The organism is Halopseudomonas sp. T1L2 (assembly GCF_055397385.1).
On the sequence record NZ_AP040865.1, the window covers coordinates 1985995 to 2003644 of the forward strand.

The window sequence follows — 17650 nt, forward strand, 5'->3', positions numbered from 1 at the left end:
GCTTACTCCTCCCCGTAGCCGGAATAGGAACCGGGTGCGAGGTTTTCAAAACGGGTGTATTTGCCCAGAAACGCCATCCGTGCCGTGCCGATGGGGCCGTTACGCTGCTTGCCGATGATCAGCTCGGCGATACCCTTGTCCTGGGTATCTGGGTGATAGACCTCATCACGGTAGACGAACATGATCACGTCCGCGTCCTGCTCGATCGCGCCGGATTCCCGCAGGTCAGAGTTGATCGGGCGCTTGTTCGGGCGCTGCTCCAGCGAGCGGTTAAGCTGCGACAGCGCAATAACCGGTACGTTGAACTCTTTGGCCAGCGCCTTGAGCGAGCGGGAAATTTCGGAAATCTCGTTGGTCCGGTTTTCCGAGCTGGCCCCACCAATGCGCATCAGCTGCAGGTAGTCGATCATGATCAGGCCAAGATCGCCGTGCTCGCGCACGATACGACGCGCGCGTGTGCGCATCTCCATCGGGGACAGGCCGGCGGTGTCGTCAATGAACAGCTTGCGGTCATTCAGCATGTTGACCGCCGAGGTCAGGCGCGGCCAATCCTCATCGTCCAGACGGCCGGAACGCACCTTGGTCTGATCAATGCGCCCAAGCGATGAGAGCATACGCATGATCAGCGACTCGCCCGGCATCTCGAGGGAGAACACCAGTACAGCTTTATCGCTGCGCATCACTGCATTTTCGACCAGGTTCATCGCAAAGGTAGTTTTGCCCATCGACGGACGACCGGCGACAATAATCAGGTCAGCCGGCTGCAGGCCCGACGTCATGTTGTCCAGCTCGGTAAACCCGGTGGACAGGCCGGTAATCGAGCCTTCACTGTTGAACAGGGTATCGATTCGGTCAATGGCCTTGGTCAGCAGGCTGTTGACGCCCTCTGGGCCACCGGTCTTGGGGCGGCTTTCAGCAATCGAGAAAATCTTGCGCTCGGCTTCATCGAGCACTTCGGTCGCCTGCATTCCCTTGGGATTGAAGGCGGTGTCGGCAATTTCGGTGCTGACACTGATCAGTTGCCGCAACGTTGAACGCTCGCGAATAATCTGCGCGTAGGCGCTGATGTTGGCAACCGAAGGGGTATTTTTGGCCAGTTGGCCGAGATAGGCGAGCCCGCCCACCTGATCAATCAGACCTTCCTTGTCGAGATCTTCCGCCAGCGTCACCACGTCGAATGGCTGGTTACGCGAGGCCAGGCGCACCAGCGCCTTGAAGATCATTCGGTGATCGTGCCGATAGAAATCACTTTCGCTGAGCAGCTCTGAAACGCGTTCCCAGGCCATGTTGTCCAGCATGACCCCGCCCAGCACAGCCTGCTCGGCCTCAATGGAGTGCGGCGGTACCTTCAATGCTGCGGTCTGCAGATCGAGTTCCGGATGTTCGCTATACAGTGTGTCAGTCATGAAAGGGCGCTCAAAACGGCTGGTACAGAAATGCAACACGGCGCCTGTCCGGAGACAGGCGCCGTGTGACAAGTCTAACGAGAATGCACCGGCAAATCACCCGCCGCGGGCGAGCACTGCCGGTGCAACCCGTTATCAGCCGGCTACAACAACCAGCTTGACGGTGGTTTCAACGTCAGTGTGCAGCTGCACGACGACATCGAACTCACCTACGTTGCGCAGCGCGCCGTCGGGTAGACGAACTTCGCTCTTCTCGATGGCAACGCCAGCTGCGGTAACGGCATCGGCGATGTCGCGAGTACCGATGGAACCGAACAGCTTGCCCTCTTCGCCAGCGTTGGCGGCGATGGTAACAGTCAGTTCGGCCAGCTGAGCGGCACGGGCGTCAGCCTCGGCCTTCTTCTCTGCAGCCAGTTTTTCCAGTTCGGCACGACGTGCTTCGAACGCGGCAACGTTTTCAGCGGTAGCCGGAGTAGCCTTGCCGAAAGGCAGCAGGAAATTGCGAGCGTAACCAGCCTTGACAGCGACTTTGTCGCCCAGGTTACCCAGGTTCGCGATCTTTTCGAGCAGGATAACTTCCATTGCGATGACCTCTTAAATTCAACCTTGACCGTTTGAGTCATCGTTTCCACTGGCACCGGAAGCCGGCTGCAAGCGGGAACGGAAATCAAACAGACTATCAATAAACGCCAAAAACATGATCAGGGGGTACAGCACTTGCCAGACAAAAATCAGCGTCGCGTAAAGCACCACCAGCGGGCCGATACCCAGCCGCTTGATACCGACAACGCCATGCACCAGCGCCAGTCCGGCAAACAGCAGCGGCACTGTGGCAATCGGTGCAAGCATTGCCAGCCCATCAAACTGCGGGCCAACAAACACCAGCAAGGCCAAAACGATGCTCATCCACGGTGCCAAGCGCAAACGGTGAAACTCGTCGCGAAACCCGCCAGGGTTGAACAACCGGGCTTGCCAGCTGCGCGCGAGAATCAGGCACACCAGTGTCATGGCTGCGTGGGTAGCCCCCATCAAACCGGCCAGCAGCGGCACCATAAGTGCCTGCAGGCGGGCCACTGCAGCCTCGTCGACTTCTGCGCTCAACTCGGTCAACATCTGCGGCAGCGCAGAGCGAATCTGATCTGCCACCTCTTGCAACGGGCCCTGCAGGGTAACCAGCAGTACCAGTGCAAAAACCAGCCCGAGCGGCGCAGTCGCCATCGTCACCAGCGACCACTCACTGCGCTGGCGCAACAACAGCGCCAACGCCGAACAGCCCAACAACACCATCAGCGGGGTGGGATCACCCAACAGCGCCCAGGCAACTGCAGGCAAGGACGCCCAAACCAGCACCGGGAGGCCTTCCGACCACCCGCGGCGCAACAGCACCAACGCCATTGCCACCGCACCAAACCAGAACAGCATGGGTACTGCGACCGACAAACCTACCACCAGTGTGGCTTGTCTGCGACCGCGCATGATGAACTCAGCCAGCCCCTGCATGCCGATTCGGTTTCCTGATCAATTACTTTTGGCTACCAATTAACGACCGTGGCCGTCGGTGTAAGGCAGCAGAGCCAGGTAGCGGGCGCGCTTGATAGCAACGGCCAGCTGACGCTGGTACTTAGCCTTGGTACCGGTAATGCGGCTCGGGACAATCTTGCCGGTCTCGGTAACGTAGGCCTTCAGAGTGTTGAGATCCTTGTAATCGATCTCTTTAACGCCTTCAGCGGTGAAACGGCAGAACTTTCTGCGGCGGAAAAAACGTGCCATGGCAGCGTCTCCTTAATTCTGGAATGGGAACTGAAAAAACTTACTCGTCGTCACCGTTGTCATCGGTGTCATTGCTGTCAGCGTTATCGCCGGAGTCATTGTCGTCGTTGCGCTCGCGACGCTCGCGACGCTCACCACGACCACTCTCTTCAGCCTTGAGCATGTCGGACTGTTCGGTAACGGCTTCGTCACGACGGATGACCATGTTACGGATAACGGCATCGTTGTAACGGAAGTTTTCAGTCAGCTCTTCCAGTGCTTTGGCGCTGCACTCAACATTCATCATGATGTAGTGAGCTTTGTGAACCTTGTCGATCGGGTAAGCCAGTTGACGGCGGCCCCAGTCTTCCAGACGGTGCAGTTTGCCGCCGTCTTCTTCGATCAGCTTGGTGTAACGCTCAACCATCGCGTTAACCTGCTCGCTCTGGTCCGGGTGAACCAGAAATACGATTTCGTAATGACGCATACAAGCTCCTTACGGGTTATAGCCAGCTGCCCAAACAGTCTGGCAAGGAGTGGAACATAGGGTTTGGGGCGCACATCATAGTGAACGGCCGCCGAGCTTGCAAGGGAAATGCCAGCAAGACGCAATTCTTGGCTGGAAGCTTGAAGCTGGAAGCTGGAAGCTGGAAGCTGGAAGCTGGAAGCTGGAAGCTGGAAGCTGGAAGCTGGAAGCTGGAAGCTGGAAGCTGGAAGCTGGAAGCTGGAAGCTGGAAGCTGGAAGCTGGAAGCTGGAAGCTGGAAGCTGGAAGCTGGAAGCCAATAGTGTGGGTGGGGGCTAGCTACCCTGCAAGGGTTGAGTTACACCGACGGCGCCCTCGGCACCGTCGGCATCCGGATCAGCTCGATGCCCCGCGCTGGCGTATCGCTTCAAACAGGCAGATGCCGGTAGCGACCGAGACATTGAGACTGCTGACACTGCCGGCCATCGGCAGCTTGGCCAGATAATCGCAGTGCTCACGGGTCAGACGACGCATACCCGCGCCCTCCGCACCCATAACAATCACCGACGGAACGGTGAAATCCACATCATAAATAAGTTGTTCCGCTTCGCCGGCAGTACCAACCACCCACAGTCCGCGCTGCTGCAACTGCTTCAGCGTACGACTGAGGTTGGTTACAGCCACCAGTGGCACAGTCTCCGCTGCGCCACAGGCCACCTTGCGTACCGTCGGATTCAGGGTCGCGGAGCGATCCTTGGGCACAATCACGGCGTGCGCCCCGGCGGCATCCGCACTGCGCAGGCAGGCGCCGAGATTATGCGGATCTGTCACACCATCCAGCACCAGCAGCAATGCCGGACCATCGAGCCTGTCCAGCAGATGTCCCAGCATCTCCTCGGACCACAGCTGACTGGGCGATACTTCTGCCAGAACGCCCTGATGAACGCCATCTGCCTGGGCATCCAGTTCATCAACCGCCAAACGAACAACACTCAGTCCGACCTGCTCCGCCTCGGACAAAAGCCGCTGCTGACGCTCATTCAGACGACCGGACTGAATTATCAGACGCTTGACGCGCTTGGGGTGACGCTCAATCAGCGCCTGCACGGCATGTACGCCGAACACCCGTTCAAGATCACTCATCAAACTGCACTCACCCTATCGCGCCTTGCGCTTTCGCGGGCCGCGACTTGTCGGCGCCGCCCCCTTGCCATCCGCCTTGCCACCAGCAGGCGCCTTTGCGGGCCGAGCAGTCTTGCTACGCGCGCCCCCTCCCGGCTTGCCGGTGCTGGCGTCGGAGCGCCCCTTGCGCGGCGCATTGCCACGCGGCGGCACCTCTCCGGCGGCACGACGGGCATCAGCGAGCAGCTTTTCACGCATGGCGCGACTGGCCGATACCTGACGTTCCACAGGGGCCTGTGGCGTATCTGCCGCCATCTCGAAGTCGATCTTGCGATCATCAAGATCAACTCTGGCCACCTGAACCCGTACCGAGTCGCCCAAACGGAAGCGGCGACCGGAACGCTCGCCGATCAGCGAGTGATGCACCGCATCAAATTCGTAGTAGTCGGCAGGCAATGCCGTAATGTGCAGCAACCCTTCCACATAAATATCTGTGAGCTCGACGAACAACCCAAAGCTGGTGACCGCAGTAACCAAGCCATCAAAACTGTCGCCGACGCGATCCTGCATGAACTCGCACTTGAGCCAGCTCACCACATCCCGAGTCGCCTCGTCGGCACGCCGCTCATTCTGGGAACACTGCTCGCCCAGCTCGACCAGACGCTGATGGTCATAGGGATAGATTTTCGCCTTCGGAATCACGCCGGCGCCGGCGCGACGTACCAGAGAGGTATTACGACGCGAGCGGATGACACTGCGAATGGCGCGATGCACCAACAGGTCCGGATAGCGACGAATGGGCGAGGTGAAATGGGTATAGGCCTCGTAGTTGAGACCAAAGTGCCCGGCATTGTCCGGGCTGTACACTGCCTGGCTGAGCGAGCGCAGCATCACCGTTTGAATCAACTGGGCATCGGGACGACCCTGGACGCGCGCGAGCACTGCTGCATAGTCTTCCGGCGTCGGATCACCCTTCTTGCGGGTCAGACTCAGGCCGAGCGAGTTGAGAAACTCGCGCAAACGCTCGATTTTTTCCGCCTGCGGACTGTCATGCACACGATACAACCCCGGCAGCTCAAGCTCCTGAAGGAAGCGCGCAGTCGCCACGTTGGCGCACAGCATGCATTCCTCGACAATCTTATGCGCATCATTGCGCGTTGTCGGCAGAATCTCGACGATCTTGCGATCATCTCCAAACACCATACGCGTTTCGGTCGTTTCGAAATCGATCGCCCCTCGCCCCTGGCGCGCCTTGGCCAGGGCCTTGTAGAGCTCATACAGGTTTTCCAGATGGGCAACCACCTCGGAATACTCGTCACGCAGCGCCTTGCCTTCACGACTGCGCGGATGTTCAAGCATGCTGGAGACCTTGTTATAGGTCAGGCGCGCATGCGAGTGGATAACCGCCTCGTAGAACTCGAAGTCAGTCAGCTCGCCACTCTTCGACACGGTCATTTCGCAGACCATGGCAAGGCGATCAACATGCGGATTCAACGAGCACAGCCCGTTGGACAACTCCTCAGGCAGCATCGGAATGACCTGACTGGGGAAGTAGACCGAGGTACCTCGCAGTTCGGCCTCTTCATCCAGCGCCGAGCCCAGCGGCACGTAGTGCGAGACATCCGCAATGGCAACATAGAGCTTCCAGCCACCCGAGAACAGACGCCAGCCGCTGGCCTTATGCGGCTCACAGTAAATCGCATCGTCAAAGTCACGCGCATCTTCGCCGTCAATGGTGACCAGCGGCAGATGGCGCAGATCAACCCGCTTCTGCTTGTCCTTTTCGACCACATGATCTTTCAGCAGAGCGGCCTCTTTCAACACCGCCTCGGGCCACTCGCTGGGGATATCGTAACTGCGCAGCGCAACTTCAATTTCCATCCCGGGCGCCATATAGTCGCCCACCACCTCAATGACCTCACCCTGGGCCTGACGACTCGGGGTCGGCCAGTGGGTGATGCGTACCTCGGCATATTGACCATGCTTTACACCGCCCTTGGCGGTGGGAGCAATCAGCACGTCCTGATTGATACGGGCGTTATCGGCGACGACATAGCCTATGCCGTCTTCCTCGTAGTACCGGCCAACCAGAATTTCGTGCGCGCGGGAGATCACTTCGACTACCGCACCTTCGTTGCGCCCGCGCCGGTCGACCCCAGTGATGCGCACCAACGCGCGATCACCGTCGAAGACCAGGCGCATTTGCGACGGGCCGAGAAAAATATCACCGCTGCTGTCGTCGGGAATCAGGAAACCGAAGCCATCACGATGCCCCTGGATACGTCCGGGAATCAGATCCAGCTTGTCGACTGGGGCATAGGCGCCGCGACGGGTATAGATTACCTGCCCGTCGCGCTCCATGGCGCGCAGACGGCGGCGCAGCGCCTCGATACTGTCTTCATCGGACAGGCCGAACTCCTGCTGCAGCTGCGCACGGGTCGCAGGCGCGCCACGGGACTCCAGCAGATGCAGGATCAGTTCGCGGCTCGGAATGGGGTTATCGTACTTTTCGGCTTCGCGCCGAGCTTCCGGGTCGAGATGACTCCAGTCCTTGGTCAAATCGAGATCGGGGGAAGCGTTTGAGGTGGTCGACCGAGAGGTCGAACCGGGGGATTTCGTCTTTTTCGTCATAGGGCCCTATTGAACCGAAAATGAAGCCTGCATGCACCTGTTTAAAAAAATAATTTTTCCGTGCCAGGGGTTTACAAGTGCGCCGGGACTATCTAAGATTCGCGCCGTCAGCAGGAAACAGCTACTGCAACGAACTTCGGTTCAGCATAGCAGGTCCGCATGACATGCCCAGGTGGTGAAATTGGTAGACACGCTAGCTTCAGGTGCTAGTGGCCTTACGGCCGTGGAAGTTCGAGTCTTCTCCTGGGCACCAATTTCGAAAATCGGATTATCTTCTCCGGATTTTCAACATTAGTAAATCGCCCAGGTGGTGAAATTGGTAGACACGCTAGCTTCAGGTGCTAGTGGCCTCACGGCCGTGGAAGTTCGAGTCTTCTCCTGGGCACCAATTTCATAAAAGAACCGAGCCTTGCGCTCGGTTTTTTTATGCCTGCAAATCCCCTCCCCCCGCAGACAACACGCAACACCGCCACCCTCTTGCGCAGACCGCCAGGCACCCAAAACAAAAAAGGCGCCCCGCAGGACGCCTTTTCAGCACCGAACCAATAACCGCGTCAGAATACCTGACGCAGAATCACTGTTTCGTTGCGATCAGGGCCGGTCGAAATAATATCGATCGGCGCACCAACCAACTCTTCGATGCGGGCGATATACGCACGCGCGGCAGCCGGCAGCCCCTCAATGGTCTTGATGCCCAGAGTAGACTCCTGCCAGCCCGGCATATCCTCGTAAACCGGCTCCAGACCAATGTAGCTGTCTGCATCGGTCGGCGCCTCAAGCACATCACCGGCTGCATTGCGATAGCCAACACAGATACGAATCACATCCAGACCGTCCAGCACGTCCAGCTTGGTCAGGCAGAGGCCACTGATACTGTTGATCTCGATGGCGCGGCGCAGGATGACTGCATCGAACCAGCCACAACGGCGAGCACGACCGGTTGTCGAACCAAACTCGTGACCCCGCTCGGCAAGCCGGCTACCCACATCGTCAAACAGTTCGGTCGGGAACGGACCGGAGCCCACGCGCGTGGTGTAGGCCTTGGTGATACCCAGCACATAATCCAGATACAGCGGACCAAAACCGGAACCGGTCGCAGTACCACCAGCCGTAGTGTTGGAGCTGGTAACGAAGGGATAGGTGCCGTGATCGATATCCAGCAGCGAACCCTGAGCACCCTCGAACATGATATTCGCACCTTCGCGACGCAGTTCGTGCAGGCGCGAGGTTACATCGGTCATCAACGGCGCCAGCCACTCGGCATAGCCCATCGCCTCATCCAGCGTTTTCTGGAAATCGATCGGATCAACCTTGTAGTAATGCTGCAGCGCGAAGTTGTGATAGTCGAGCACCTCACCCAGCTTGGCAGCGAAACGCTCGCGGTGGAACAGATCCGCCACGCGCAGGCCGCGACGCGACACCTTGTCCTCGTAGGCCGGCCCGATACCGCGACCGGTAGTACCGATCTTGGCTTCGCCGCGAGCCTTCTCGCGCGCCTGATCCAGGGCTACGTGATAAGGCAGGATCAGCGGACAGGCCGGGCTGATGCGCAAACGTTCGCGAACCGGCACACCCTTGGCCTCAAGCTCGGTCAGCTCCTTGAGCAGCGCTTCGGGCGACAGCACAACGCCGTTACCGATAAAGCACTGGACGTTGTCACGCAGAATCCCGGAAGGAATCAGGTGCAGTACGGTTTTCTCACCATCGATTACCAGCGTGTGACCGGCGTTATGCCCGCCCTGATAACGCACTACTGCAGACACCTGATCGGTCAGCAGGTCGACGATCTTGCCCTTGCCTTCATCGCCCCACTGGGTCCCCAGGATGACAACATTCTTACCCATGTTCAGCCCATGCCTCACTAGAAATAAAATGACCTTTCGGCCTTGTAATCACGAATTCAGTTCGACTACCTGCCAACCACCGCCCGAATAGGCAAGCCGCCGGCTACAGCCATGCTGCGCAGCCTCGGCATCCCCTTGCCCGGGCAGCGCCACTATTACGCGCTCACCCTGAGCCCGCAGCCCGGCAACCACATCCTGCAAATCCGCCTCAGCGCTGTGCGGCGCCCAAATTGAAGCAGGGACGCCGGCATCAGGCAGTTCGCCGCGCTGGACCAGAAAACGCAGATCAGTGGAGAAGCCGGTGGCCGGACGGGCACGACCGAAGTCGCGACCGATATCGTCGTAACGACCACCCTGAGCCACACTCTGACCGATACCTGGTACAAACGCTGCAAACACCACCCCGGTGTGGTAATGATAGCCACGCAACTCACCCAGGTCGAAATACAGCGGCACATCCGGATACCGACGCGTCAGTACCTGGGCAACCTCGGCCAGATCATCCAGCGCAGCCATGACCGACTCGGGCGCCCCATCGAGCAACGCATGAGCCCGGTCAAGCACCTCGACCCCACCGGACAACTCAACCAGACTGCACAGCATGGCCCCGATAGACGCCTGCGGCAGACCTCCGACCAGAGCTGCCACCTCATCGGGCGCCTTGCGCTGCAGCGCATCAAACAGTGCCTGCTCGGTAGCCTCGTCCAGATTTGCAGCCTGCACCAGACCACGATAGATACCGACATGCCCGAGGTCCAGGTGAACACCCTTTACCCGACAGACCGCCATGGTCTCAAGCATCAGGGAAATGACTTCGATGTCACTGGCACTCGACGCGTCCCCGTACAATTCCGCACCCAGCTGAATCAGGCTGCGAGAGGTAGACAGCGGTCGTGGCAGGGTATGCAGTACGCTACCGCAGTAACAGAGACGGGAAGGCCCTTCCGCCCCCAGCGTGTGCGCATCGATGCGCGCTACCTGAGGGGTAATATCCGCCCGCAAGCCGAGCATGCGCCCGGACATCTGGTCGATCATCTTGAACGTCTGCAGTTCAAGATCGTGACCGGCACCAGTCAGCAGGGATTCGAGGTATTCGATATGCGGGGTGATGACCAGGTCATAGCCCCAGCGGGAGAACAGATCCAGCAACTGCCGACGGGCTGACTCGATACGCACCGCCTCGCGGGGCAGCACCTCGTCGATGCCATCGGGCAGCAACCAGCGATCTACAGTAGGCATTTTCAGAACCTTTCATACAGGGTGACGAGGGGGAGGACTATAGCCCTGCCCACATCACGCCACCTGGCGAACCAGATACAGACACAGGGTACCGAGCACCATACTGGCAAGCGCTGCCAGCCGAACCTGACGCGGACTCAGGTCGCCGATACCACTCATCATTCGTTGCCAGCGCTCAGGCACCAGAAAGGGCAGGATACCCTCGAGTACCAGCACCAGGCACAGCGCGGTAAGAAAATCCTGCCACATGCGAGCCTCTTCCAGCGCCGACCCGCCAGCCATAGGCGTGGAGCGGTCACAAAAAAGCCGGGATTTCCCGGCTGCGCAAGTGTAACACGTTTTACGCAGCAGACACCCGGGCATTCAGCCAATTTAACGTTACGCCGACAGCAAAACGGGCCACCTGTCGGGTGACCCGTTTCATGGCTCTAGTCAGCCTGTCAGGGATTGGCCTGATTGCCCTGCATGTATCTGAAGAACTCGCTTTCCGGATCCAGCACCAGCATGTCGGACCGCTCCGCGAAACTCTCACGATAGGCCTGCAGGCTACGCGTGAAGGAGTAGAACTCAGGATCCTTGTTATACGCCTCGGCATAGATGGCTGCGGCCTTGGCATCACCATCACCACGAATCTTTTCGGACTCACGGAAGGCTTCAGCCAAAATTACGCGCTGCTGACGATCCGCATCTGCACGAATACCCTCTGCCAGTTCCGCGCCCTTGGCTCGATGCTCGCGCGCTTCACGCTCACGCTCGGTACTCATGCGATCAAAGACGCTGCGGTTGACCTCAGCAGGCAGATCAATGGCCTTGACCCGAACATCCACAACCTCGATACCCAGCTCGCGGCGAGCATTCTCGTCGAGGGTAGCGGTGATGTCAGCCATCAACTGGTCCCGCTCACCCGAAACCACTTCATGCAACGTGCGGCGAGCCACCTCGTTACGCAGACCGGATTCGAGCTGACGCGACAAACGCTCCTCCGCGATTGCACGCAGGCCGGATGTAGCAGTGTAGAAACGCTGAACATCCGCAACGCGCCACTTGGCATAGGAGTCCACCATCAATGCCTTCTTCTCCAACGTCAGGTAACGCTGGGTGGCGGTATCGAGGGTGAGCAGGCGACCATCAAAAATCTGCGCCTCCTGCACGAACGGCAGCTTGAAGTGGAGTCCAGGCGCTACATCGCTCTGCACAACCTTACCAAACTGCAGCACGATGGCGCGCTCGGTCTGGTTGACCACGAAGAAGCTGTTCCAGCCGACGATCACTACCGCCAGCAGACCAATCAAACCCATCAGAGACTTGTTACTCATCAGCGAGACTCCCTGGAACGCAGATCGCGCTGCTGCGATGTAGTTGAGCGTGTCGAAGCGTCGCCCTGCGACATCGACGGCAGACTGGAAGCACCGGTAGCAGATGATGTCGAACCACCTTGGCCGATCATCTTGTCCAGCGGCAGGTAAAGCAGGTTGTTACTGCCCTCGCCACCCGCGATCAAGACCTTGCTGGTGTTGCTCAACACATCCTGCATGGCGTCCAGATAGAGACGCTCGCGCAACACGCCCGGCGCAGCCTGATACTGCTCCAGCAACAGATCAAAGCGCTGAGCTTCACCCTCTGCCCTCGCGATCACCTCATCGTGGTAACCGCTGGCTTCCTCGAGCATGCGCTGGGCGCGACCACGGGCCTCCGGGATAACGCCATTGGCATAGGCTTCAGCCTGGTTGCGAGCACGCACCTCGTCTTCCTTGGCACGAATCACGTCGTCGAAAGCATCCTGCACCTCGGCCGGTGCCTGGGCATTCTCGATATTTACCTGAGTGACGGTAATACCGGTGTTGTAGGCATCAAGATAACGCTGAAGCCGCTCGGTCACCTCTACCGCCATCTGCTCACGACCCTCGGTCAACACCTGGTGCATCGGCGTGGAACCCACCACATGACGCACGGCGCTCTCGGTAGCGTGGCGCAGACTGGTTTCCGGGTCTTCCACCTTGAGCACGAAGTTTTCCAGATTGGAAATGCGGTACTGAATTGCGACCGGCACCTCAACGATATTCTCGTCCTCGGTCAGCATCTGCCCCTTCTGGCGATAGGAACGCACCTGGGTGACATTGCGCTGAAACTTGCTTTCCACTGGCGGGAAATACAGGTGCAGACCAGGGCCGACGGTCCGGTGATACTCACCGAAGCGCAGAATCACGGCCTGCTCCTGCTCATTGACCATATACACAGCCTTGAACGCCCAGAAACCCAGCACCACAACCAGCGCCAGCCCCCAGATCCAGCCGGGAACACCAGCACCACTGCCGTTACCGCGGTCAGACCCGCCATTACCACTGCGCTTGCCCGAGCCAAACAGATTATTCAGGCTGTCCTGCAACTTGCGCAGCGCCTCGTCCAGATCCGGCGGACCTTGCTTGCCGCCGCGATTACCGCCGCGATTGCCGCCGCTACCCCAAGGGTCCTGGTCGTTTGAATTATTGCCGCCACCAGGCTCATTCCAGGCCATAGCGTTCTCCGTTGTCTGTAACGTTCAAGGTCAGGGAGTTGCCCCGTAACCGGGTGACATCCTACCGTAAAGGGCGCGACGGACGCGAACCGCGCCCTCGCACTTTCATTGCAAAGTATGTTGCTGCAGAAACTGCTCGGGCAACCAGCCTTCACGTTTGAGCAGCCGATTGAAATCACTGCGCTGCAGGCGCACATTCAACTGCTGGCGTCCGTCGTCGCCGACCTGCTCGCTCAGCACCGCCCCCACAGCATAGAACTGGGCACGCAGTCTCGCCTCGGCATGCTCAAGCACAATCTGCGCGTGCACCACCTCATCACCCACCCGCTCGGCGATTGCCTGCTGCAGCAGCTCCAGCCCAAGCCCCTTCTGCGCTGAGATCCAGACGCGTACCGCGACACCGTCCTCGTTACGCTGAATCTGCGGCTCGAAGTCATCCAGCAGGTCGATCTTGTTATAGACCTCCAGCATGGGCAACTCGAGCGCACCGATCTCCCCCAACACCGCGAGCACCTGCTCCATGTTGGACTCGCGCTCCTCGTCCGCCGCATCAATCACATGCAGCAGCAGATCGGCCTGGCTTGACTCTTCAAGTGTCGCGCGGAAAGCCTCAACCAGCTTGTGCGGCAAATGGCGGATAAAACCCACCGTATCGGCGAGAATGACCGGCCCGACGTCGTCAAGCTCAATGCGTCGAAGTGTCGGATCCAGGGTAGCGAACAGCTGATCAGCCGCATAGACGGTAGCGGTAGTGAGGGCGTTGAACAGCGTTGACTTGCCGGCGTTGGTATAGCCCACCAGCGACACCACCGGAATCTCTGCACGCTGACGAGCTCGACGGGCCTGATCGCGCTGGCTGCGCACCTTCTCCAGGCGCTTGTTGATCTGCTTGATCCGCACACGCAGCAGGCGGCGGTCGGTTTCAAGCTGGGTTTCCCCCGGCCCGCGCAGACCAATACCGCCTTTCTGGCGCTCAAGGTGGGTCCAGCCGCGAACCAGGCGGGTACTCAGGTGATCAAGCTGGGCCAGCTCCACCTGCAGCTTGCCCTCGTGGGTCCGGGCACGCTGGGCAAAGATATCGAGAATCAGGCCGGTACGGTCAAGCACACGACACTCAAGCTCACGCTCGAGGTTTCGCTCCTGACTCGGTGTCAGTGTGTGATTGAAGATCACCACTTCGCCTTCACTGGCCTTGACCAGCGCCCGCAATTCCTCGACCTTGCCAGGTCCGATCAGGAATCGCGGCGTGGGCTTGTGACGCGTGATGGTAAGGAAGCCTGCATTTTCAGCCCCGGCCGAACGCACCAGCTCGATGAATTCATGCGGGTCTTCACGACGCTGTTCATCAACGCCCTCAAGGTGAACGAGGATGGCACGTTCACCCCCTTCATGACGCTCAAAAAACAATCAGGCCTCCTGCATCATCAGGGATTGCCAACCTCAGCGTCGTCAGCACCGGGCTGGGTCGGCAGACGTACCGGGCGACCCGGAACGACGGTAGAAATGGCGTGTTTGTAAACCATCTGACTGACAGTATTCTTCAGCAGAATGACAAACTGGTCGAAAGATTCGATCTGACCCTGCAGCTTGATGCCGTTAACCAGATAAATGGATACCGGAACACGTTCCTTGCGCAGAACGTTCAGGTAAGGGTCTTGTAGAGAATGCCCTTTTGACATTGCCTCACTCCTTTCATGGAAACCGTATAATTTTTACGCATCATAACAATGCAATTTGGCCGGCCTGTCCATTATCCAAAAGACGAGCAGGCATGTACCGCGAACAGACAGGGAACTGGCAGAAACGTCACGCCTATATTGCGACGGTATCCAGCACTTTCAAGGCCCGCTCAAACCTTTTCGGATCGAGACTGTCGAGCCACTCGATTGAAGTATGCCAACCGCGCAACCAGGTAAACTGCCGCTTGGCCAATTGCCGCGTCGCAATAATGCCGCGCTCACGCATTTGCTCGTAATCAAGCCGCCCTTCCAGATAATCCCAGACCTGCCGATAGCCAACCGCACGGATTGAGGGCATACCGACATCCAGATCCCCTCTCGCATGCAACGCTTCGACCTCGGAAAGCAGCCCTTGTTGCAACATCAGCGAAAAACGTTCGGCAATTCGTTGATGCAGCACCGAACGCTCCTGCGGTGCGACCGCCAGATAGCGCACAGTATAAGGTAAAACACCGCTCTCCGGCGCCTGCCCCGAGGCTTTTTCTGCATGCTGGCGACGGTGCCATTGACTCAGTGTAATACCACTGCTGAGAAATACCTCATACGCCCGCTGAATCCGCTGCGGATCGTTCGGATGAATGCGTGCTCCAGCTTCGGGATCGACCTCGGCCAGCGCAGCGTGCACCGTCTCCCAGCCACCCTCCAGCGCCATGCGTTCGATCCTGGCCCGTATCACCGGATCGGCCGAAGGCATTGTTGCCAGGCCGTCGGTCAATGCCTTGAAATACAGCATGGTCCCGCCCACCAGCAGCGGCACCTTGCCCCGCGCCGTAATATCGCGCATCAACGCCAGCGCATCATCCCGAAAGCGCGCGGCAGAATAGGCCTCGGCCGGGTCAAGAATATCGATCAAATGGTGCGGATAACGCTGCAGCGTCTGAGCATCAGGCTTGGCCGCACCGATATCCATCCCACGGTAGACCAGCACCGAGTCAACGCTGACCAGCTCACACGGAAACCGGTCGTAAAGATGCATGGCAAGTTCGGTCTTGCCCGAGGCGGTTGGCCCCATCAGACAAATGACCGGCGGACGCATGGCCGATGCGTCGCTGTCTGGCACGCTCATACTCAGCGCCCCCGCAGGAACAGCTTGTCCAGCTCAGCCATGCTGAGCTGCGTCCAGGTCGGGCGTCCGTGGTTGCACTGCCCGCTGCGCTCGGTCTGCTCCATATCCCGCAGCAATCCGTTCATTTCCGCCAGTGTAAGACGCCGGTTGGCGCGCACGGCACCATGGCAGGCCATGGTCGCCAGCAGCTCGTTGAGATGCGCCTGAATACGATCACTGGTGCCGTATTCCAGCAAATCACTCAGCACATCACGGACCAGCTGCTCGGCATCCGCCTGCCGCAACAGGGCTGGCACCTCGCGGATGGCCAGCGATTCGGGCCCCATTCGCTGCAACGACATGCCCAGCCGCGCAAACCAGTCCGCATGTTCATCCGCGCAATCAGCTTCCCGCTGACTCACCGCAAGGGTTTCCGGGACCAGCAGCGGCTGACTGCGCAGCCCCTCCTGATCCATCGCCAGCTTCAGCCGCTCGTAGGTAATGCGTTCGTGGGCAGCATGCATATCCACGACAACCAGACCGGCCGCATTTTCGGAAAGGATGTACACCCCATGAAGTTGTGCGACCGCATAACCCAGCGGCGGAATGGCTTCGTCCTTGCCGCTATCGGGCAGGCCTGCGTCAGCCGCTGGTGCCCCGTACAGACCGGCGTAGGCTGCGCCGGTACCGGCCGGAGGCCTTGACTGCACCTGCTGACCGGGCAACGGCATGGTTCCAGCTTCCCAGCGGGCGGGCGGTTCGTTCAGCGCCATTCGCTGCTGCCCTGAAAATACGCCCGCATCAATGCCACTGACGGCAGGCTGCGCCTGCACCGGATGCAACGCCGGAGCGCCGCCTCCCTCGCCCTCTTCCCCTGCCGACTGATCGCCGGGACGCTGATCAGCCAACGCCCGGTACAGAGTGCTGAACAGAAAATCATGCACCATCCGGCCGTCCCGGAAGCGAACCTCATGCTTGGTCGGATGCACATTTACATCGACCACAGCAGGGTCCAGCTCCATAAACAGCACGAAGGTTGGATGCCGCCCGTTGAACAGCACATCGCGGTAAGCCTGGCGTACCGCGTGCACCACCAGCTTGTCGCGAATCATTCTGCCGTTAACAAAGAAATACTGCAGATCGGCCTGGCTGCGCGAGAACGTCGGCAAGCCCACCCATCCCCACAGCCGCAAGCCGCTGCGCTCATGATCGATGAAGCGCGACTGTTCAACGAACGCCGGACCACACACCGTGGCCACGCGGCGACGCGCCTCCTGTTCGGTACGTGCCGGCGGCAAGCTGAACACCGGACGGCCGTTATGCCGCAGATTGAAACCCACATCGAAACGCGACAATGCCAGTCGTTTGACCACCTCTTCCAGGTGAGCAAACTCGGTCTTTTCGGTACGCAGAAACTTGCGCCGGGCCGGCGTATTGAAAAATAGGTCCCGCACCTCGACAGTCGTACCCTGCGGATGCGCGGCAGGTCGGATGTTCGGGGCCATGTCACGCCCCTCGGTCTCGACCTGCCAGGCCTGATCGCCGCCTTCGGGACAGGACGTCAGCGTCAGACGCGATACCGAGCTGACCGATGCCAGTGCCTCACCCCGAAAGCCAAGCGTGGCGACTCTTTCCAGATCGTCCAGATCACGAATCTTGCTGGTTGCATGGCGAGACAGCGCCAGCGGCAAATCATCCTGCTCGATCCCGGAGCCATCATCACGCACACGAAGCAGCTTGACGCCAGCTTGTTCAACATCGATGTCGATGCGCCTTGCACCGGCATCCAGGCTGTTTTCAAGCAACTCCTTGATAACCGATGCCGGACGCTCAACGACCTCACCAGCCGCGATCTGGTTGGCCAGACGCGGGCTCAACAATTGAATTCGGGACATA

Annotated in this window: 16 protein-coding genes and 2 tRNA genes; 2 read left to right on the forward strand and 16 right to left on the reverse strand. The window is 59.3% G+C overall.

Translation table 11 applies throughout. The annotated features are described in order from the left end of the window. Positions 1 to 2 precede the first annotated feature (2 nt). The 7 genes from dnaB to rnr all read right to left on the reverse strand — a co-directional run bounded on the left by dnaB (position 3) and on the right by rnr (position 7300). Positions 3 to 1406: a replicative DNA helicase gene (dnaB, locus tag ACZ5WQ_RS09305; protein ID WP_088273910.1), complete on the reverse strand. Its 1404-nt coding sequence runs from the start codon at positions 1404 to 1406 to the stop codon at positions 3 to 5. A 135-nt stretch (positions 1407 to 1541) separates the two neighbouring features. Continuing rightward, positions 1542 to 1988 (reverse strand): 50S ribosomal protein L9, encoded by a 447-nt coding sequence (gene rplI, locus ACZ5WQ_RS09310; protein ID WP_088273451.1) that lies wholly within the window; start codon positions 1986 to 1988, stop codon positions 1542 to 1544. Positions 1989 to 2006: 18 nt separating this feature from the next. Then, entirely contained in the window at positions 2007 to 2906 is a 900-nt protein-coding gene (locus ACZ5WQ_RS09315) for a YybS family protein (RefSeq protein WP_464382216.1), read from the reverse strand. A 39-nt stretch (positions 2907 to 2945) separates the two neighbouring features. Then, positions 2946 to 3176, reverse strand: coding sequence for a 30S ribosomal protein S18 (rpsR, locus tag ACZ5WQ_RS09320; protein ID WP_083723771.1), 231 nt, complete (start codon positions 3174 to 3176; stop codon positions 2946 to 2948). A gap of 40 nt (positions 3177 to 3216) precedes the next feature. Then, positions 3217 to 3642 carry a 30S ribosomal protein S6 gene (gene rpsF / locus ACZ5WQ_RS09325; protein ID WP_088273449.1) on the reverse strand — a complete coding sequence of 142 codons (426 nt, stop codon included), beginning with the start codon at positions 3640 to 3642 and terminating at the stop codon, positions 3217 to 3219. 373 nt (positions 3643 to 4015) lie between these two features. Continuing rightward, on the reverse strand, positions 4016 to 4762 hold the full coding sequence (gene rlmB, locus ACZ5WQ_RS09330; RefSeq protein WP_464382217.1) for a 23S rRNA (guanosine(2251)-2'-O)-methyltransferase RlmB: 747 nt from the start codon (positions 4760 to 4762) through the stop codon (positions 4016 to 4018). Between the two features lie 15 nt (positions 4763 to 4777). Further along, positions 4778 to 7300: a ribonuclease R gene (gene rnr, locus ACZ5WQ_RS09335; protein ID WP_464382218.1), complete on the reverse strand. Its 2523-nt coding sequence runs from the start codon at positions 7298 to 7300 to the stop codon at positions 4778 to 4780. Between the two features lie 238 nt (positions 7301 to 7538). On the opposite strand from rnr, the gene ACZ5WQ_RS09340 reads away from it, so the two are divergent. Both ACZ5WQ_RS09340 and ACZ5WQ_RS09345 read left to right on the forward strand, forming a co-directional pair. Next, positions 7539 to 7625, forward strand: a tRNA-Leu gene (locus ACZ5WQ_RS09340). 48 nt (positions 7626 to 7673) lie between these two features. Beyond that, positions 7674 to 7760 (forward strand) — tRNA-Leu (locus tag ACZ5WQ_RS09345). Between the two features lie 166 nt (positions 7761 to 7926). Here the strand turns inward: ACZ5WQ_RS09345 and ACZ5WQ_RS09350 are convergent. From ACZ5WQ_RS09350 to mutL, 9 genes are all read right to left on the reverse strand, one after another. Beyond that, on the reverse strand, positions 7927 to 9216 hold the full coding sequence (locus ACZ5WQ_RS09350; protein ID WP_088273446.1) for an adenylosuccinate synthase: 1290 nt from the start codon (positions 9214 to 9216) through the stop codon (positions 7927 to 7929). A gap of 48 nt (positions 9217 to 9264) precedes the next feature. Then, the gene (locus ACZ5WQ_RS09355; RefSeq protein WP_228245204.1) at positions 9265 to 10455 is read right to left on the reverse strand and encodes an ATP phosphoribosyltransferase regulatory subunit; all 1191 of its coding nucleotides are present in this window, start codon (positions 10453 to 10455) and stop codon (positions 9265 to 9267) included. 54 nt (positions 10456 to 10509) lie between these two features. Beyond that, complete coding sequence (locus ACZ5WQ_RS09360; protein ID WP_088273909.1) at positions 10510 to 10704, reverse strand: DUF2065 domain-containing protein; 195 nt, start codon at positions 10702 to 10704, stop codon at positions 10510 to 10512. Positions 10705 to 10895: 191 nt separating this feature from the next. Further along, complete coding sequence (hflC, locus tag ACZ5WQ_RS09365; RefSeq protein WP_269686896.1) at positions 10896 to 11771, reverse strand: protease modulator HflC; 876 nt, start codon at positions 11769 to 11771, stop codon at positions 10896 to 10898. Continuing rightward, a complete protein-coding gene (hflK, locus tag ACZ5WQ_RS09370) occupies positions 11771 to 12970 on the reverse strand; it encodes an FtsH protease activity modulator HflK (RefSeq protein WP_228245202.1) in 1200 nt (399 codons plus the stop codon). The genes hflC and hflK overlap by 1 nt, the downstream gene beginning before the upstream one ends. Positions 12971 to 13075: 105 nt before the next feature. Beyond that, complete coding sequence (gene hflX / locus ACZ5WQ_RS09375) at positions 13076 to 14377, reverse strand: ribosome rescue GTPase HflX (RefSeq protein ID WP_228245201.1); 1302 nt, start codon at positions 14375 to 14377, stop codon at positions 13076 to 13078. Positions 14378 to 14394: 17 nt separating this feature from the next. Next, positions 14395 to 14649 (reverse strand): RNA chaperone Hfq, encoded by a 255-nt coding sequence (gene hfq / locus ACZ5WQ_RS09380; RefSeq protein ID WP_088273441.1) that lies wholly within the window; start codon positions 14647 to 14649, stop codon positions 14395 to 14397. Positions 14650 to 14782: 133 nt separating this feature from the next. Continuing rightward, positions 14783 to 15745 (reverse strand): tRNA (adenosine(37)-N6)-dimethylallyltransferase MiaA, encoded by a 963-nt coding sequence (gene miaA / locus ACZ5WQ_RS09385; protein ID WP_464382219.1) that lies wholly within the window; start codon positions 15743 to 15745, stop codon positions 14783 to 14785. A gap of 32 nt (positions 15746 to 15777) precedes the next feature. Then, positions 15778 to 17649: a DNA mismatch repair endonuclease MutL gene (gene mutL, locus ACZ5WQ_RS09390; RefSeq protein WP_464382220.1), complete on the reverse strand. Its 1872-nt coding sequence runs from the start codon at positions 17647 to 17649 to the stop codon at positions 15778 to 15780. Position 17650 lies beyond the last annotated feature (1 nt).

Excerpts from the sequence above, each read along its gene's own strand:
- dnaB (WP_088273910.1), bottom strand. The coding sequence starts at position 1,406 with ATGACTGACACACTGTATAGCGAACATCCGGAACTCGATCTGCAGACC.
- rplI (WP_088273451.1), bottom strand. The coding sequence starts at position 1,988 with ATGGAAGTTATCCTGCTCGAAAAGATCGCGAACCTGGGTAACCTGGGC.
- ACZ5WQ_RS09315 (WP_464382216.1), bottom strand. The coding sequence starts at position 2,906 with ATGCAGGGGCTGGCTGAGTTCATCATGCGCGGTCGCAGACAAGCCACA.
- rpsR (WP_083723771.1), bottom strand. The coding sequence starts at position 3,176 with ATGGCACGTTTTTTCCGCCGCAGAAAGTTCTGCCGTTTCACCGCTGAA.
- rpsF (WP_088273449.1), bottom strand. The coding sequence starts at position 3,642 with ATGCGTCATTACGAAATCGTATTTCTGGTTCACCCGGACCAGAGCGAG.
- rlmB (WP_464382217.1), bottom strand. The coding sequence starts at position 4,762 with ATGAGTGATCTTGAACGGGTGTTCGGCGTACATGCCGTGCAGGCGCTG.
- ACZ5WQ_RS09350 (WP_088273446.1), bottom strand. The coding sequence starts at position 9,216 with ATGGGTAAGAATGTTGTCATCCTGGGGACCCAGTGGGGCGATGAAGGC.
- ACZ5WQ_RS09355 (WP_228245204.1), bottom strand. The coding sequence starts at position 10,455 with ATGCCTACTGTAGATCGCTGGTTGCTGCCCGATGGCATCGACGAGGTG.
- ACZ5WQ_RS09360 (WP_088273909.1), bottom strand. The coding sequence starts at position 10,704 with ATGTGGCAGGATTTTCTTACCGCGCTGTGCCTGGTGCTGGTACTCGAG.
- hflC (WP_269686896.1), bottom strand. The coding sequence starts at position 11,771 with ATGAGTAACAAGTCTCTGATGGGTTTGATTGGTCTGCTGGCGGTAGTG.
- hflK (WP_228245202.1), bottom strand. The coding sequence starts at position 12,970 with ATGGCCTGGAATGAGCCTGGTGGCGGCAATAATTCAAACGACCAGGAC.
- hfq (WP_088273441.1), bottom strand. The coding sequence starts at position 14,649 with ATGTCAAAAGGGCATTCTCTACAAGACCCTTACCTGAACGTTCTGCGC.
- miaA (WP_464382219.1), bottom strand. The coding sequence starts at position 15,745 with ATGCGTCCGCCGGTCATTTGTCTGATGGGGCCAACCGCCTCGGGCAAG.
- mutL (WP_464382220.1), bottom strand. The coding sequence starts at position 17,649 with ATGTCCCGAATTCAATTGTTGAGCCCGCGTCTGGCCAACCAGATCGCG.